This is a genomic window from Pseudoalteromonas sp. ATL1 (assembly GCF_058933015.1).
This window is the reverse complement of sequence record NZ_JBZYXL010000001.1, coordinates 2,867,331-2,888,106: the sequence shown is the minus strand read 5'-3', so window position 1 is coordinate 2,888,106 and position 20,776 is coordinate 2,867,331. Positions and strand designations below refer to the sequence as shown.

Sequence of the window (20,776 nt, the reverse complement as noted above, 5' to 3'; positions counted from 1 at the left end):
AACGTCAAATTCGTAGTCGCTCTGTCACCCTTGACCAAGAGGCTTTTGCTGCCTTACAAGTTTATGCTCAGCGTCAACGCGTTACCATTAATACCTTGATCCAACTGGCGTGGGCATATTTGTTACATCGCTATAGTCAAGAACCTGAAGTGGTCATAGGGGTCACCTTGTCTGGTCGTCCTGCTCAAGTTGACGGCATTGAAGAGTTAGTTGGGCTATTCATTAATTCTATTCCATTCAATATCGACTTCGCAGAAGACGTTTCGCTTGAAACACAGCTGCAACAAATACAAATGCAGTTTCAGGCATGTAGTGATCATGCCTATCTTTCCTTGGTTGATATCCAAAAACAATCCAAGTTGCGTGCGGGAACGCAATTGTTTGATAACTTATTGGTGATCAGTAATTACCCGATTGAGGCCGCATCATCGGCGGCAGTAGGGGAGTCAGGGTTAGAGATCACTGATAATGAAAGCTATGAAGAAACGACCTATAAATTGTCGTTGAGTGTGGGAGTTAGGCAGCAGATCCATATTCAATGCAAGTATCCAAGTGACGAATTTTCAGATTTGAGTATTGATCATCTGCTTAATGATTTTTCCCTAATTCTAACTCAACTTCCTATGACGGAAGGAAAAAGCATACAAGCACTGCACCTGAGTTGCGATGCAGTGGCAAATAGCGAAAAGTCACTTAAACCTTTGCAATCAAGCTCAGTGGTTAAGTTGTTTGAGCATCAAGCACAGCGTCATGCTGAACAAGTTGCGGCTTGTTTTGATGGCGAGCAAATGAGCTACGGTGAATTGAATGCACAAGCAAATAAACTGGCGCGTTTTCTTATTGAATCTGGCGTAACAAAAGAGACATTGGTTGGATTGAGTGTGGAGCGCTCAATTGAAATGCTCATTGGCATGTTGGCTATTTTGAAAGCGGGTGGCGCTTATGTCCCGTTAGACCCAGATTACCCGCAAGAACGTTTGAGTTATATGATATTGGATGCTGGTATTGATGTGGTGCTTACTCAACAATCAGTGATGGAATCATTATCGATATTTGAAGAAACTATGTTGATCCCATTGGACCTCCAATTCAGAGACGCGGTTTGGGGAGGATATGATGCCAGCGATCTTGCCGTTGAAATAGCAGCCGATCAGCTTGCTTACGTGATCTATACATCTGGTTCTACAGGACAACCAAAAGGTGTGATGGTTGAACACGCAAATATAGTGCGATTAGTCAGTAACACTGATTTTGTCAGTTACGAGTTGGGTAAGGTGATGGCACAGGCCTCAAATGCGTCCTTTGATGCCGCCACATTTGAAGTGTGGGGCGCGTTGAGCAATGGAATGACGTTGCACTATATAGCAAAAGACACCTTGTTGGATCCTCAAAAGTTAAGTGCCACGTTAGCGCAACATGATGTTGCTATCTTATTTGTTACCACCGCTATTTTGAATCAAATGTCGTTGGTTGCACCACACGGCTTTGCGACCTTAGACTATTTACTATTTGGTGGTGAGGCTGTAGATAACGCAGCAGTAGAACGTATTTTGACCGCAGGTAAGCCGGCACATTTTGTACATGTTTACGGACCCACTGAAAATACCACGTTTAGTACAGCGTTTGAAATTTGCCATACGACGAATTTTGGTTTCCCAATAGGTCAATCAATAAATGGATCTAGCCATTATGTGCTGGATGAGCGAATGCGCCCAGTGCCAATGGGCACGATAGGTGAGTTGTACTTAGCTGGTTATGGGGTTGCGCGTGGATATATGAACCAGCCTCAGCTTAGTGCACAGCGATTTGTGCCTGATCACTTCACACAGCAGGGCAATATGTACCGCAGTGGAGATATGGTTCGAGTCTTACCGTCAGGTGATTTGTTGTACGTTGGGCGTATGGATGACCAAGTGAAAATCAGGGGGTTCCGTATTGAACTGGGTGAAGTTGAAAACAGCGTATTGACTCACCCAGAAGTGAACAATGCATGTGTTGTTGCCAAAAAGGACAGTTTAATCAACCGTTTGGTAGGATACATTGTACTTAACGAATCATCTGAGTCATATAATGAACATGTGTTTGTAAAAGCGCTGCAAAGCTACTTAAAGCAAAGCTTACCTGATTACATGGTGCCAGCCGTATTTGTGGTGATGAATGAGTTGCCATTAAATGCTAATGGCAAAATTGACAAGTCAAAATTGCCTGAGCCGAACTTTGATAATTTGCTTGAATACGTACCGCCAAGTAATGAGGTTGAGGTTGCGTTGACACAAATTTGGCAAGATGTTTTAAGGCTTGAACAAGTTGGTGTGAATGATAACTTTTTTGAAATAGGGGGCGACTCTATTTTATCCATTCAAGTTGTCTCAAGAGCCAACGAGCAGGGAGTGCTTATTAGCACTAAACAGTTGTTTGAAAGCCAAACAATTGCGCAACTTGCTAGTGTTGCTGGTTCTACCGAAGAGGTGTTGGCATCTCAACACGCATTGCACGGGCAACAGACACTCATGCCAATTCACCATTACTTCTTATCGGGTGATGAAGTTGCACGTCATCACTTTAATCAAACTGTGTTATTAAAGTTGCCGGAGGCTTTCTCAAGCGATGTACTGATGGCTATTATGGCAGCGACCGTTGCACGTCATGATGCTCTTAGGTTGAGTTTTACGCAACAAAATGGGCGTTGGATTGCGCATTATCAGTCTTTAGATGAGGCGTTGCTAGATGCGATTTGTATCACAGAGACGGTGACGAGTTTGCAAGACATTGAACAGCGAAGTCGCTACTGGCAAACACAGTTCTCATTGGAAACCGGACCCTTGATCCGTGCCGTGTATTTTGATTGTTCACAATTACCCAGTGAGCAATCTGGTCGATTGTTACTTGCCGTGCATCATATTGTAGTTGATGGCGTATCATGGCGGGTGTTACTCAAAGATATTGAAATGGCTTTTGCTCAATATCAATTGGATGGGACTATTAAACTTCCTGCAAAAACAAGTTCTTATCAACTTTGGGCAGACCGGCTTGAGCAGTATGCTTTAGAGCAATTGCTACCCGCAGAAAAATCTTACTGGTTGTCACAATGTGGTGACAGGGAGCTGGCTTTTAAAACGGACTATGTGGCAAAAGGGACTGGTAAAATTGCCTCGACTAAGCGCTTGCATATTGGATTGTCGTCGGCTTTAACTAATCAGCTTATACAACAATGTAATGGCACCTACCGTACAACAATCAACGAATTATTGCTCGCAGCGGTTTATTTGGGGATTTCTCAATGGCAACCGTGTTCTAGGCTGACTATCACCTTAGAAGGTCATGGTAGGGAAAATCTCTTTAATGATATAGATCTAACACAAACGGTGGGTTGGTTTACCAGTATTTATCCATTGACATTGCATGCGACTTGCTCCGATGTTGGTGAGATGATCAAAGCCATTAAGGAACAATATCGTGCCATTCCAAACAATGGGATTGGTTATGGTTTGCTTAGGTATTTAGCACAAGACAGTGACATTATTGCAGCGGCTGACCAGCATCTACCTCAGTTGATGTTTAACTATTTGGGGCAATTTGATCAGGTGGTTAACGAGCAAACTCAATTCCAAGTAGCTGATGAATCAATAGGACCTCAAGTGAGCTTGGAGCGCCAGCGTGCCGCATTACTAACCCTAACGGGTAAAGTGGTGGGCGGACAGTTACAGTTTTCTTTGGCTTACTCAAGTGAACATTATGCGGATAAAACGATGTACGCGTTGTCGCATAGTATCGAAATAGCATTAGAGAAGGTGATAGAGCATTGTACTAGTCAGGATAAAGGTAGTTTTACGCCGTCTGATTTTCCGCTGGCCAATATCTCAATTAATGAGTTGGATGAGTTGCAACAGCGCTACAATGAGCTTGATAATTTGTATCCTGCAACGCCGATGCAATCGGGCTTGTATTTTGAATATCTACTTGATAAATCTTCTTATACGGTACAAATCCACCCGATTATTCGTGGTGAGTTAAACATCACATTATTCAGACAAGCATGGCAAGATGTGGTGCAACGGTATGATATTTTACGCACTGCATTTGTGGGGGATGTTGATAGCATTCATCAAATGGTGCTGTCGCATGTTAACCTACAGTGGCAATACATAGATTGGCGTCACCTCAGTGAAGATGAACAACGTAGCGAGTTTGAGCGCTTTAAAGTTGAAGATAGAAATGTAGGTTTTGAGTTTACTAATGCGCCCCTATGTCGATGGTATGTGATCCAACTCAATGACAACCGATATCAAATTTTATGGACCTTGCATCATATTTTGCTCGATGGTTGGAGTATTCCTGTTGTATATCGAGACGTGTTGCGAGCGTATCAAGCTAGGTTGGATGGATGTACACAAGGACTCGATGTTGCACCAAGTTATGCCAAATACGTGCAGTGGCTTAAGAACAGCGATGTAGCGCTTGCCGAGCAGCATTGGCGGGATATGCTAGGAGAGTTTACTCATCCAACACCTTTGATCATTGAGCCTGCATCTGTACAACCTGATAATCAGTTTAATCAATTACAGTTGCAGTTTACTGAGCAACAAACGCATGTCTTACAAGGTTTAGCGCAGCAGCAAAAAACCACGATCAATACTTTACTGCAATGGGCTTGGGGTTATTTGTTGCACTCTTATAGTGGAGAGTCAGACGTTGTATTTGGGGCCACGATTTCTGGACGCCCTGCTGAGGTGGAAGGTATTGAGCAAATGGTGGGTATGTTCATCAACACCATACCGGTAAAAGCATCTTTTGCCACCTCACCGGACATAGCAAGTTCGATACAGGTACTTCAACAGTCTTTTCAAACATCAAATCAGTTTGGCTATTTATCTTTGCTGCAAATCCAAAAACAAAGTGCAGTGCGTTTGGGACAAGCGTTATTTGATAGCTTACTGGTATTTGAAAACTATCCTATTGATGCGGCAATGCGGGATGACTCTCAAAATGCGCCTTTTGAAGTCGAATCTTTGTCAAACACTGAGCACACAACTTTTAAGCTTAGTGTCATTGCATCTTTACGGTTAACGTTGAACATCAAATTAGGCTATAGAGCGGATTTGTTTGATAAGGAGTCAATAGAGCGACTTTTGCAGCATTTTAAGCAAATATTGCTGCTAATGCCTCAGGCTTTAGAGGAGAATAAATATCCCGTATTTATTAGCCAAGAGGAGTATGCACTCCATCAAAGACTGCAAACATTTAAGGTAGTTGAGCGCCCGACGGCACTTGTGCATCAGCAATTTGAGCAATGTGTGGAGGCATATCCTAACAATACTGCGCTGTGGCATGATGATCAGACAAAAACTTATCAAGCGTTGAATGAACAGGCTAATCGGCTAGCCCATTATTTACAGCAACAAGGTGTGCAGCAAGGTGACTTTGTGGGGATTTGCTTTACACGAAGCTTGGATGTGATAGTTGCAATATTAGCGATTTTAAAATCGGGTGGCGCGTATATTCCATTGGACCCAGCTGCCCCACAGTCGCGTATTGAGTACATCGCCAATGATAGTGGCTTTGAGTTGTTATTAACCAGTTCGGCGCTTGCGAAGAACTTAGCAACTTTAGAGATCCAAACAATGTGCTTGGATGAAATTGATGCTCAGTTAGCCACTATGTCGAGTAACAACATAACTCTGGAACATGTTGATGATGAGCAACTGATTTATATTATTTATACGTCAGGAACCACAGGTAACCCTAAAGGGGTGTTGGTGACTCATAACAATGTGGCACGGTTATTCAGCGCAACCACCACGCAGTTTAAATATAGCCAAAACGATGTGTGGACCTTGTTTCACTCAACAGCCTTTGATGCCAGTGTGTGGGAAATTTGGGGGGCCTTATTGCATGGTGGCAAACTGGTGATCCCAAGTTATGCACAAACGCGCGATCCAGCCGCATTTTTATCATTGTGCCAAGCGCAGCAGGTTACATCGTTAACACAAACGCCCAGTGCATTCAAAATGCTCAGTCAAACTGCCATTACTGGTGACTATCCGCTGGCATCATTGCAGTATATCGTAATGTGTGGTGAAGCGCTCAGAACAGAAGACTTAATAAGTTGGTGGCAGCATTATGAGGTTGATAAGCCTGCATTTATTAACATGTACGGGATCACTGAAACCACAGTACATTCTACGTATAAGCATATTACACCAACCGATTTAGGTAGCTCAAACATTGGTTTAGCGCTGAGTGATTTACCCATTTATTTATTAGATGGACATGGTAACCCTGTTCCACAAGGAGTTGCCGGTGAAATTTATGTCGGTGGGTGCGGAGTCGCGCGTGGTTATTTAAACAAACCACAGTTAAGCGCCGAGCGCTTTATCGATAACCCATTTGCCAGTGAGCACATGCGAACACTTGGATACACCCGCATGTATAAGTCGGGAGACTTGGCTAAGCTCAGCAACAACGGGGAGTTACTTTATCTTGGTCGCAATGATGAACAGGTTAAGATCCGTGGATTTAGAATTGAGTTAGGTGAGATTGAATCTCAGCTTAATTTGCTGCCTCAAGTTGCATCAAGTGTGGTGGTAGCTAAGCAAGGAAGTACTGGTGACAATAAGCTCATCGCTTATGTGGTTGCGCAAACTACCTCAGCCATTGAAGAAAAACAGATTGGACAATTACGACATTACTTACTGACAGTGCTACCCGATTACATGGTGCCTAGTGCAATTATTGCAATGGATGCATGGCCACTGACAGTGAATGGCAAAATCGATAAACAAGCATTACCGGATGCTGACTTTACTGCAACACAACACTATCAGGCACCACAAACTGACACAGAAAAACAATTAGCTCATTACTGGAGTGCATTATTAAACCTAGCAGAAGATGAAATTGGCGTTAACACCAGTTTCTTTGAACTTGGAGGGCATTCTTTATTAGTGGCCAGATTGAATAGTGAGCTGAACGCACACTTTGCTGTCAATCTATCTGTGATGGATATCTTTGCAAACAACACCATTCAAGCGCAGGCGAAACTCATAGAAGACAGTTGCGCGCAGCATGAGCTAAGGCAAGCGCTCTCTTTGAATGATATGGACACAGACAACGCTCAGGAACTTATTGAACTATGAAATTTATCTCTACACTTGAAGAATGTAAAAGCAAGCAGATCAAACTGATTGTTAAAAATAATAAACTCTTGATTAGCGATGAACATGGCAATTTAACTGACGAGCTGAAGTCGCAATTAAAACAATATAAGCAAGATATTATTGCTTGGTTTAGCCCAGTCAATGTCCAGCAGAATCATTTAAAAAGAGCACCGGAATGTGAAACTTATCCATTGTCATATTCTCAGCAGCGACTGTGGTTTATTGATAAGTTGGAACAAAATAGTAGCCAATACCATTTGTCTTATGCTCTAAAGGTTAATGGCGAGCTGAATATTGCGGCTTTGAAATGTGCACTGAGTAGGATGTTAGATCGACATCAAGTACTTAGAACTGTGTTCATAGACAAAGAAGGTGTACCTGTGCAACGTGTGCTTGACGCGGTGTCAGTGCCTTTAGAAACACAGCTCTTAGATATAAACCAGAGTGATGCACTAAAGCATGTGATCCAACAAGAAACTCAGCGAGCATTTGATCTAGCAAACGATCCAATGTTGCGGTGCAAAATATTGGAATTGCACAACAAAGAAAAAGTTGTGGTGTTCACTATGCATCACATTGCTGCCGATGGCTGGTCCATGGGTATTTTTGTGAAAGAATTTAGCCAATTCTATCAAGCATACTCGCGCAGTGAATCGTTAGAGCTGACGCCACTGCCGCTGCAATTTAAAGACTTTGCATACTGGCAACGCCATGAAAGTGTCGGTTCAAATTTGCAGCATGATTTAGCCTATTGGTTAGAAAAGCTAGCGGGGATCCCACAAGTTCATAATTTAGCTTTAGATAAACCTCGTCCCGCGAAACAGCGCTATGACGCTAAGCGTTTGCATCGAATGCTTGATGCAAATGTGTATAACGCTTTAATGAAGCTAGCAAATTGTCATGAAGCTACTTTATTTATGGTAATGCAAGCGGCGTTTGCAGCTTTGATTGCGCGCTTCAGTGCATCGCAAGATATTGTGATTGGGGTGCCACATGCAGGACGAGAACAGCCAGAGACAAGAGGATTAATAGGGTTTTTTATCAATACCTTAGTGCTTCGTTCAACAGTTAACGATCAAATGACAGTGAATGAACTAATAGCACAAACAAAAACGACGGTGTTGGAAGCATTTCATCACGATAAACTGCCTTTTGAACAACTCATTGAAGCACTGAACCCTGAACGTACTTTAGCTTACAACCCCGTATGTCAAATTAAGTTCGTATTGCAAAACTTTGAATCGTCTAGTCTTGAACTGCCAGAAGTGGATTTTACACCCATTGAAAAAGACGGTGATCAAGTGCGTTTTGACTTAGATTTGACCGCCAAAGCCTCTGAGAAAGGCATTTACCTTGGTTGGTCTTATAAAGAAGACTTGTTTGATGAAACGCATATGAAGCGCATGGTTCAAGCGTTCGAGTTATTGTTAAGTAACATGGCAGCTCAGCCAAATGCTAAACTTTGCGAACTGATGTTACTGGATAATCAAAGTAAACAACAACTGTTGCAATGGGGGACTGGTGAAGTAGCTGAAGAGGGCCGTACCCAACCTTTGATTGATAAGTTTGAACAACAAGTACAGCAAACTCCTTCTGCCGAGGCTATAACCTTTATCGGCGCAAATGCTCAACAGATCTCATTGACCTATCAGCAGCTTAATGAGAAAGCGGGTAAATTGGCAAGTGTATTGGAAGAGTCTGGTGTTGAACCTCAAGAGCGAGTCGGTGTTTATTTACAGCGCTCAGTGGAGTTGTTGATTGCATTATTGGCAATACAAAAACTAGGTGCGACTTATGTCATGCTGAGTGAAAGTTTTGGAACACAACGCTTAAGCGAAGTAATAAAAGATGCGCAAATAGAGGTTATTTTACAAGAGCGCTCACAAAATTTGCCTGCGGTCTCTGGTGTCGACGCGATATTCTTAGATGGTGCGGCACTTGATAAAAATTGGTTGCATGAATATACGGCGATTAAAAACTCCGTCACTTTATCCGATATCGCTTATGTGCTTTATACGTCCGGTTCTACAGGTAAACCAAAAGGAGTACAGGTCACGCATGAAGGGCTGTTGGATTATTGTTTAATTTCTTCTCAACTTCATTATCCACAAAATGGTTCGCTTGTTGCCAGTGCTGTGACGTTTGATTTGTCTATTCCAGGCTTATATGTCCCACTACTTAATGGTGGAAATGTGTGTTTGATAAGCGAAGATGATGAGATAACGCAATTAGCCAGGGCACTCAAAAATGAATCTTTGCAGCAACGTCTTATCCGGTTAACACCTTCGCATTTGAGAGCGGTACTGCCATTACTGACTGGATTAAGAAGTCAACAAGCCCATACCTTTGTGATAGGTGGTGAGAAATTCCCTGTCCAGCTGGCAAAGACGTTACAAGCGCATTTTGAGCAGGCCACCATCTATAATCACTATGGCCCCACAGAAACGGTCGTCGGTGCCACTTGTTTCAATGTTACATCTTATCTTTATGACATTGAACACGGCACAGAATTTGCGAATTTACCCATAGGTAAAGCGTTACCGAATACTTGTTTATTTGTGCTGGATGCCACAGGTAACTTAGCACCCATTGGCGTTCCTGGTGAATTATGTATCGGAACAAGGCGTATTGCAAAAGGGTATTTGCAGCAAGAAGCGCTCAGCGAACAAAAATTTGTTCAGATTAATACATTGCACAATGAACTCGTGTATCGCACTGGCGATAAGGTTCGTTGGTTAGAAGAAGGGAATCTTGAGTTTCTTGGGCGTATTGATGATCAGGTAAAAGTACGAGGTTATCGCATTGAATTAGGTGAAATTGAGCAGTTACTCGTTAGTCACGAACAGATAAGCGAAGCGGTCGTTAAAGTCTGGGGAGAGGAAGAGGACGCACAGTTGGTTGCCTATGTGGTTGCAAGTGGTGAGCCGAAAAGTGCTCATTTGTTGGCTTTTTTGAGCACACGTTTACCGGAATACATGCTGCCAACTAGTATTGAATTTGTCGAGGCGATGCCACTGAGTGCCAATGGTAAGGTGAACAAAAATGCCTTATTAAAACCTGAACAAAAGGCGCATATGTTTGAGCCGCTACAAACGGATACTGAACGAATGTTGGCTGATATTTGGTCGAATATTCTCGGAGTTAAGGACGTTGGGCGGTTTGCAAATTTTTTTGAGTTAGGAGGACACTCTTTAAAGGCAACTCGTGTGGTGAGTGAGATCATTCGACTTTTCTCAAAGCCAATTGCAGTTAGAGCTTTATTTGAACATCGTGTGCTCGCCGACTTAGCTCAGTATATTGATGAGTTTAAAAGCGCAGACAAACTACAAATTACCACCCAGTCAAAATCCAACCCTTTACCATTGTCGTTTGCACAGCAGCGTTTGTGGTTTATTGATCAACTTGAAGGGGCAAGTCCACAATACAATATGTCGAGTGCCTTGAAGCTTACAGGTCATCTTGACGTAGAGGCATTGCACAGTGCCATCAATGCGTTGATCACGCGACATGAGATATTGCGCACGGTATATCGACAGATAGATGGTGAGCCAATGCAAATTGTATTAGCACCCACGAAGATTAGCATTGAGCAATTTGACTTGAGCGCACTGCACGAGCATGAACAGTTTGAACAAGTAAAAAAACACGTGGATGCGCAATCTCAATATGCGTTTGATTTGGCACATGACATGATGGTGAAAGTCGGATTAGTCCGCTTATCAGTACAAACCCATGTATTAATTTTAACTGTGCACCACATTGCTTGCGATGGTTGGTCAAATGCCATTATTAACAAAGAGCTGAGTGCTTTTTATCAATCTGAAGTGGAAGGACATCAAGCGCAGCTTTCGCCACTTTCTATCCAATATGCTGATTACGCAGTGTGGCAGCGCCAGCAGATAGGTGAGCAGGGGTTAAGTCAACAGCTAGACTACTGGAAAAATCAACTGGCGGGGATCCCTACGGTACACAATTTACCCTTAGATCAACCTAGAACGGCGCAACAAGACTTTGCTGGTGAGCAATGGGTTCATACTTTAGATGAACATCAAGCTACGAAGCTAAAAGCTTTTTGTCAAACTCAGGGGGTGACATTATTTGCGTTTATGCAAACCTTGTTATCCGTTGTGGTGGCGCGATTTAGCGGTGAGCGTGACATTGTTATTGGTGCGCCTACGGCTGGTAGGCAACAACAGCAAGTTGAACCATTAATTGGCTTTTTTCTTAATACTTTGGTGTTACGGACAGTGATTTCCGATAACCCAAGCTTTAATGTCCTACTTAAGCAAAATCAACAAACTATCCTCGATGCGTTCTCTAATGACACAGTGCCATTTGACATGTTAGTTGACGAGCTCAAGCCCCAACGTAGTTTGAGTTATCACCCTATCGTACAGATCTTATTGAATGTATTTGAAAAAGAACCATACAGCGCTGAAAGTGAAATGGCGTCATCATTGCGTATCGAACCTTGGTTTCAAGAAGATAAAGCCCAATTAGCCAAAGCAGATTTGACACTTTATGTGCGTCATATGGGCAAGCAATTGTTTTTTAGTTGGTCATACCGCAGTGCATTGTTTTCAAAGCAAAACATTCAACGTTTAAATGATTGTTTCCAATATTTATTAGCACAAGTCATGGAGGCACCACAACAAGGCGTGTTTGATATTCCTCTTGTACATGAACAGGATGCATTGACTTGCTATCAGCAAAGTGAAGCGTTAAGTGTACCCGCATCTATTGTGCCGCAGATATGGTCACATGCACAAACGCAGGGGAGTAAAATTGCGCTGCGAGATGGACGACGTGAATTGAGTTACCAGCAATTGTGTCAGCAAGCCGAACACTTGGGTTGTACCCTTATCCATAGAGGGATCAAGCCAGGTGATCATGTTGCAGTGTTGATGACGCGTCGCTGTGAATGGTTAGTTGCAGCATTGAGCATATTAAAAATAGGTGCAGTGTATGTGCCTATTTCTTCAGAGTTTCCGAGCGACCGAATTGCCTATATCTTAAATGATGTGGGCGCGCGGTTAGTGTTAACAGAGAAGGCCTTAGTATCATATTTACCTACGGATGTAGAAACTTTTCAAGTGACGCTAACAAGTAACGGTACTGAGCAAGTTGATGCACAATGGCCAGATATTACAGGTAATTCGGCTTCTCACATAATATACACATCTGGTACGACCGGTGATCCAAAAGGTGTGATCGGTAGCCATCGTTCGCTGGCGAATCGTATCTATTGGATGTTGCATGCATTCCCATTCGAGCAAGGGGAAGTGACTGCTATTGTGACCAGCTCGGCCTTTATCCGTTCCGTATGGGAAATGTTTACGCCATTAGTGGCCGGTTCCACGGCCGTTTTGATCGAACGCGAAGTAGTGCTTGATCAAAATGTACTCAGTGATACTTTGGCACAGCATAAAGTGTCTAGATTAGTTACAGCACCATCGTTGGCTCGAGCACTTTACCATGTGCCAAAAATAGCGACCAAGTTACATGCGATGCGTTATTGGTTTTTAAGTGGTGAGCCCATGTACGGCGCGCTTGCAAATGATATCGCGAAGCGATTTTTACACGTCCGTATTGTGAACCTATATGGCTCAACTGAGACAATGTCAGATGTGAGCTTTTATGAAATAAATACGAAGATCACTCACACAACTGCGCCAATTGGTAAGGCAATTGCGAATAATGGGTTGCTAATCTTAGATAAGCAATGCATACAACCGGTAGGCGTACCGGGAGAAATATGTGTTTATGGCGATAATCTTGCAAATGGGTATTGGCAGCAAGCCGAGCTTAGTGCTGAGAAATTTTTTGAACTTGATAATGGTATTCGAGTTTACCGAACTGGAGATTTAGGGCGTTTATTACCCAGTGGTGATATTGAATGTTTAGGACGTGCAGATAACCAAATTAAAATTCGCGGCTTTCGGATTGAACTTGGCGAAATTGAAAGTCGGCTGGCACGTTGTGAATGGGTCCGAGAAGCGGTGGTTTTGGTACAGGGTGAGGAAGAGCAGCGCTACTTGGTTGCTTACTTGGTGCTTCAGGATGAACATTCAGCCAGTGCATTAGAGCAAGTAAAATCCACGCTTAAAAAGTCGTTACCTCAATATATGTTGCCAACACACTATGCGTTGTTGAATGAGTTGCCATTAACAGCCAATGGGAAAATTAATCGACGAGCGCTTATACAGAGCCAAATTACAAATAATAAGCTAGCGAGAAAACCTCAAAGTGAGACAGAGCTTCGTTTAGCGGATATTTGGCTAAAAGTGTTGGCAGTGGATTTAGTGAACGCCAGCGATAATTTCTTTGAGATTGGTGGCCATTCACTGCTGGCTACGCGTGTCGTCAATGACATCAACAAACAATTGCAAAAACAACTATCAGTGAGATGTATTTTTGAGCATCCAATTTTGAGCGAACTGGCCGCTTACATGGATATGAATGATATTGATGACGATAATACGCCTATTATACCGAGCGAAGAGGACAAAATGCCGTTGTCATATTCGCAGCAACGTTTGTGGTTTGTTAATAAGCTTCAAGAAAACAAAGTGCAGAATAATCAGTCTATCGTATTGCGTTGTAAGGGGGCATTGGACTTATCTGCAGTTGAAAAAGCGATAAATGCGATTGTTGAGCGTCATGCTATTTTGCGCACTATTTACGATGACAGTGCGGATGAGGCGACACAAGTTGTTTTAGAGTCATGTAAATTGAGCCCAGAGTTGATTGATTTACAAGGGCTGACTGACACGGAACAAGAGCTACGACTAAAGCATACGGCAAAGCAGCAAATGCAATATGTGTTTGATTTGTACAATGAACCTAGTATTCGTTATGCGGTTGCGCAGTGCGGTGAAGATGATTTTGTATTGTTTATTACCGTTCATCATATTGCAACGGATGGCTGGTCTAAAGGGATTTTAAGCCAAGAGCTGATTGCTTTTTATCGATTATTTACTTTGGGTGTACCTCATAACTTACCCCCTTTACACGTTCAATACGGTGATTATGCTAACTGGCAACGTCGCGCCGGTGATGGCAAAGTCTTGCAACAGGAATGGCAATATTGGCAAGCACAGTTAAAAGATTTGCCTGTGAGCCACTCATTGCCGCTAGACAGAGCAAGGCCCAACCATCAAACAGTGACCGCTGGACGTTATGCACAAGTCATTGAACATGTGTTAGCTGAAAAGCTAAAGGGGTTGGCGAATGAGCAGCAAGTTAGCTTATTTATGCTGTTGCAAGCCGCTTTAGCAACTTTAATTTCTCGTTGGAGTAATGAAACGGATGTTGTGATAGGAACCCCCATAGCGGGAAGAAACCGTGCGGAGTTAGAACCTCTCATTGGCTTTTTTGTTAACAACTTAGTATTGCGTAATCAAATTGATCATCAACAAAGCTTCAGTGATTTATTAGCGCACTCAAAACAAATGGTTATTGATGCATTTGCCAATCAACATACTCCGTTTGATATGCTGGTCGAGCGTCTTAATCCCGAACGTCATATGAACCACGCGCCACTATTTCAGATAGTGCTTGCCATGCAGAGCAATACAACGCCTGACCTGACGCTGGAAAACATCGATATTGAAACTTTTGGCAAGGAAATATCGACGATTGATGTGGATATACACGTTAATATTTCGTTGAGCGAGGAAGGTATTCACATACGTTGGCTATACGCGAGCGCACTATTTGATGAGCAAACTATCAATCGTTTCTCTAAAAGTTTTTTACGTTTGTTAAACAGCATTGTTGAAGCGCCACATCAGCCCATTGCGACACTCAATATTTTACCCCGTGATGAGCATCAGTTGCTGGCAAAATATCGCGGTCAATTTGCTGAACAAGCGGAGTCTCAGTTAGCTCATGAGTTGGTTGAGTATTGGGCGCTGCAGCAACCTGATGCACTTGCCGTAAACTTTGATGGTGAGCTGCGAAGTTATACTCAATTAAATAAAGAGGCAAATCGTTTAGCACACTTCTTAATAAATCAAGGGGTTAAGCCAGATATGCTCGTGGCTATTTGCGTCGAGCGTTCGGTTGAAATGGTGGTTGCGATATTAGCGGTGCTAAAAGCGGGTGGTGCGTATTTACCTGTTGATCCAGAATATCCAGAAGAGCGCATCGAAACCATGCTTACAGAAGCGCATGTTGAGTGGGTACTCGCTCAGAATGCGGTGCTTGAATCAATTTCTGTATTGTCTGAATACCAAGTGTTGCCAATGGATACTGAATTTGCAGAGGCATTATTAAGTGGTATGAGTGATGAAAATATCAGTAAACAGGATATTGGCTTAACGTCACAACATCTCGCTTATTGTATCTTTACCTCAGGTTCAACTGGTAAACCAAAAGGGGTATTATTAAGCCATAAAGGGCTAAATAACCTACATATAAACCAAAAGCGTTATTATCCAACAGATCATCAAAGCCGTGTCATGGCATTTGCTTCACTGAGTTTTGATGGGGCTACATTCGAATGGTTGTGGGCACTTGGCAATGGTGCAAGCTTACATATTTGTGATCAGCAGCAACGTCTATCTGCATTGCATTTATCAGAGTTTTTGTTGGCAAATCGCATCACCCATGGCGCTATTCCGCCTGCATTGTTAATGCATGTACCATACGAATGTAATTATCAACTACAAGATTTGATCGTTGCTGGTGAAGCCTGCGATCAAAAACTCGCGTGGCAATGGGCGAAAAAGTATCGTGTAAGTAATTCATATGGTCCTTCTGAAGGCACCGTTGCTGCGACGCATGCCTACATTAATGCCAATGAAAATATTGTACTTGGTTGTGCTTTGGACGGCGTGGTTGTTGATGTTGTAAGTGACGCTGGTGAACAGCAACCTATTGGGGTGGTCGGTGAAATACGCATTGGTGGGGCAGGTTTAGCGAGGGGCTATTTGGATGATGCTTTAACTGCTGAGCGCTTTAGAATTCATACCGATGGAGAGCGATATTACTACACAGGTGATTTAGCTAAACGAAACAGTAAAGGTGAGCTTGAGTTTATCGGCCGTAAAGATTCTCAAGTGAAGCTCCGTGGTTTTAGAGTTGAATTAGGGGAAGTTGAGCAGGTGTTAGCAATGCACGCCGATGTAAGTAAAGGTGTGGTTGTGGTCGATACTTCATCGGGCAATATGCAGTTGGCGGCTTATGTAAAGTTAGCGCGGCCACTTGAGGTTGTTGAAAGCGCAGCGATACTACAATGGCGTAAGCATATGCTTAAGCATGTGCCAAATTACATGGTGCCTGCATCATTTACTGTGGTGGATGATTTTGCCCTTACCAGTAACGGTAAGGTGGATAAAGCAAAATTACCTCTGCCCAAACACCAAGCATTGGATGATTATATCGCGCCGCAAACTGCCACGGAAATTACATTGGCAGCACTTTGGTCCAATATGCTCAACATTGACGAGGTAAGTGCTAATGCTGATTTTTTTGAGTTGGGTGGACACTCGCTATTAGCTACGCAAATGATGTCGCATATAGCACACAGTCTCAATAAAGAAGTGCCAATTCGCGCCATTTTTGAACATTCTCGCTTAAATGCATTTGCGAACTATGTGGATGGTTTAGGAAAAGTTTGTTTTAGCGCCATTGGACAAGTAGATAGAAATGAGTCAATTCCACTGTCATTTTCACAGCAAAGACTGTGGTTTATTTACCAATTAGAAGGTGCGAGTGCGCAATACAATATGCAAGTTGCGCTCAAGTTCTCAGGCGAGTTTGATGTGGACGTGTTGCAAAGGGTATTTAATTCTTTAATGCAACGGCATGAAATTTTGCGCACTACGTATACCAATTTGCAGGGACAAGGGATACAAGTGATCCATGCGCAAAGATCGGCGAATATAAAGCAGACTGATTTATCTGCTCTGTCTGCCAATGATGCCAATGATGCACTACTGCGCTTGATAAAAGAGGATGCTAATACCGCTTTTGACCTAACAAAAGATGCAATGTTGCGCTGTATCTTGGTTAACTTACCGAGTGACGAGAGTGCATTGATCTTGTCAACGCATCATATTGCATCGGACGGTTGGTCAATGAATGTGTTGGCAAAAGAGTTTATGTCTCTGTACAAAAATCATAGCGAGCAAAAGCCCTCAACTTTACCTCCTTTACCTATCCAATATGCTGATTATGCGTACTGGCAACGCGAAGTGTTAGGCAATGAAACACTACAAGCTGATTTGGCATACTGGAAAGGCAAGCTGACAGGATTGCCAACAGTACACGGTGTGCCATTGGATAATAGTCGACTTGCACGTCAGCAATTTCAAGGGGCGCACATAGTTCGAATTCTCGATGCGAAGAAAGTTGCTGCATTACATCAACTGGCTAATGAACAAGGCGTGAGCCAATTTATGCTGCTACAGAGTGTACTGAACGTCGTATATGCTCATTGGAGCGGTGACACAGATATTGTTCTAGGTACCCCTATTGCGGGGCGTCAGCATAAAGATCTTGAGCCATTGATTGGGTTCTTTGTGAATAGTTTGGTGTTAAGAAACGATTTATCACAGAACCCATCTTTTGTGACATTGCTTGAACAAGTTAAAAACACCACATTAGATGCTTTTGCACACCAATCATTACCCTTTGAAGCATTAGTCGAAGAGCTTAAACCAGAGCGTTCACTGGCCTATACCCCTCTGTATCAACTAAGTTTTACGTACCATAGTCATGAAATGAGTCAGGTTGAGATAGACAATGTAGAAGTTAGTCGCATAGAACGTCAATCTCAGCAGGCAAGGTATGATATCGAAGTACACATGCGTGAAAATCAAGATGGCTTGTATGTGCGTTGGGTATATGCAACGAGTTTGTTCGAACAACAAACAATCGAACGCATTGCACAAAGTTTTGAAATGGCTGTGGATGCATTTATTAACGCACCACAACTGCCAGTACTGAATGCTGACATCACACCAGTCAAAGACTTAACTCAAATTGCACAGTGGAATCATAACCCTCTTGAGTTACCCGATTCTTTTGCGCATGAAGTGTTTGAGCGGTTTGCAGAGCAAAATCCAGATGCGTTGGCGGTGCTAGCCGATGACGTAACCATGAGTTACAGAGAGTTAAATAGTGCAGCAAATCAAGTAGCACGTTACCTCATTGAACAAGGTGTGGTAGCCAATACCATAGTAGGTATTTGTATGCAGCGTCGTGTTGAAATGCTGATAGGTCTATTGGCTGTACTCAAAGCAGGCGGTGCCTACTTACCACTTGACCCAAACTATCCAGAGCAACGCCTGCAAAACATGGTCGAAGATTCGCAAATTGAGATCGTGCTGACTCAAACTGAAGTGCTAGAAACCTTGCCTTTCCTATCGGAATTAACAGTATTGCCTTTGGATAAAGAGTTTAGAGATGTTTTATTTAGTGACCTGTCAGATAGCAATGTGACTCGAGCTGAGCGTTTACTCACGATACAAGATCTTGCCTATATGGTGTACACGTCAGGCTCTACTGGTAAACCTAAAGGGGTGATGTTAACTCATCAAGGTTTGGTGAACTTAATGGTCGAACAGCAACGCAGTTTTGCAATTTCGTCACATTGTAGGGTACTGCAATTTTCTTCGTTTAGTTTTGATGCGGCAACGTGGGACTGGTTGCTAGCATTAACGAATGGTGCAGCGCTTTATTTATGTGACCAAGATGTTAGGCTTTCAGCACAGGACTTAGCACGGTATCTCCAAAAGCATGAGATCACACATGCATTGATACCACCAGCAATGCTTGCTCAACTCCCTGTTCAACAATCTTACGCGCTACAAGTGTTAGTCGTTGGCGGTGAAGCGTGCGATCCGCAATTAGCGTGGCAGTGGACTGATATTTGTAAAGTCGTTAATGCCTATGGCCCTTCTGAATCAACGGTTGTCACTACATTCAGTGAGGTGAAAGCACAACAACCACTTACTCTTGGGCGAGCGACGGCGAACAATATCGTCGCCGTTGTGAATTCTTTTTTCAAACCCGTACCAATTGGTGTGCCAGGAGAGTTGCTCATTGGGGGGCAAAGCTTAGCCCGAGGCTATTGGCAACAGGATGCACTTAGCGCTGAGCGTTTTATTATCGATGAACAAACAGGAAAGAAACTGTATCGTTCTGGTGATAGGGTACGTTGGCTTGCGTCAGGAGAGCTTGAGTATTTAGGACGCAATGATGATCAAATCAAAATTCGTGGCTTTAGGGTTGAGTTGGGAGAGGTAGAACACCGTCTCAAATTACAACCCAAAGTAGCTAATGCAGTTGTCATAGCCCATACCTCAAGCGCGCAGCAACGTTTAATAGCTTATGTTGTGCCTGAGCAGGTTGTCGATCTAACGACGATGGATCAAGCCGAATTTATTGCGCAATTGCGCAGTGATGTTAAAGACTCTTTGCCTGACTTTATGGTGCCCAGTGTGTTTATGTTGATTGCTCAAGTGCCAATAACAGCGAATGGTAAAGTTGATAAAAGAAGCTTACCTGAGCCTCAATATCAAGCAGATAGTAATTTTCTAGCAGCAAAGACAGACTGTGAAAGCCGAATTGTTGCATTGGTAGCTCAATTACTTGAACTTGATGTGAATGTAATTAGTACAACAGCCAACTTTTTTGACTTAGGAGGCCATTCAATTTTGGCGATTAAGCTTGTATCAAAAGTAAACGAGCTTTATGGTGTAAATATTAGCATCCGCCATTTGTTTTTACATAACACGCTTGGAAAGTTGGCGGCATATATTGAGCAAGGAGCATCAAAACTCAGTGGGCATTCACGCTCATTGGTTCCTCTCAATTCAGCTTCAGCAAAATATGAAGTGGTTTGCGTCCCAGCCGCTGGTTTATTGCCTATGTCTTATCAAGCATTAGGTCATGCGTTAAATCAAAAGATCAGGTTATTAGCTTTTGAACCGCAAGGGCTCAGTGATGGGCAAGCTTTACATGTTAATTTTGACGAGGTGGTTTCAAGCTATGTAGATGAGTTGCTATCGCAAGAACCAAGAGAGCATTATGTGATAGCGGGGCATTCATTTGGTGGGGCGATAGCTTTCGAAATGGCTGTCGCTTTGGAAAAATTAGGTAAGTCAGTTGAACTAATTTTGTTTGATAGCTTGATTTATTTACCAGATGTCGTGCGGGGAACGCAAAGCGCCGCAAAGTATGTGCAGCGTATTGCGGGCACCATAACGAATGATCAAGATAGCAATGAAAGTGAAGACGCCTTCGAGCAGCTTTACCAACAGCAATTAAGTGACTTAACGCAAACTGATAAGGCGCAAGGATATGATTTTGTTCAGTCGTTGTTATCACTCGTACGAGCACAATTTAATATGTACAACGCCTATTTACCGCATCAAAAGTTTAACGGCAAGGTGAGTCTGATACGGGCAAAAGAAGGTATTTTGGCGAAATTGCCTCAATCAGAAATTGCACAGCATTTATCTGTGTGTGTTTCGCAGCATGTTGACATAGCTGATGTGTCGGGAGGGCATTTAACCATGCTAACAGCGCAATTTGTTGAGTCGATAGCAGCTCATGTTGAGCAAATGATAACTACATACGCTCAGGCGAACCAAATAAAAAATAAGTGA

The 20,776-nt window shown here is 42.9% G+C and carries 2 protein-coding genes (1 of these 2 running past the window's edge); both read left to right on the top strand.

What is annotated here, in order from left to right; genetic code table 11:
* Window positions 1-7,136: the final stretch of an amino acid adenylation domain-containing protein gene (locus AC5FX4_RS12780; protein ID WP_493606762.1), read on the top strand. It extends 8,560 nt beyond the left edge of the window; 7,136 of the gene's 15,696 nt are visible here — the last part of the coding sequence; its start codon lies off the left edge, out of view; it ends in the stop codon at window positions 7,134-7,136.
* Window positions 7,133-20,776: an amino acid adenylation domain-containing protein gene (locus tag AC5FX4_RS12775; RefSeq protein ID WP_493606761.1), complete on the top strand. Its 13,644-nt coding sequence runs from the start codon at window positions 7,133-7,135 to the stop codon at window positions 20,774-20,776. The genes AC5FX4_RS12780 and AC5FX4_RS12775 overlap by 4 nt, the downstream gene beginning before the upstream one ends.

Coding starts and splice junctions, on each gene's coding strand:
- AC5FX4_RS12775 (WP_493606761.1), top strand. CDS start 7,133: ATGAAATTTATCTCTACACTTGAAGAATGTAAAAGCAAGCAGATCAAA.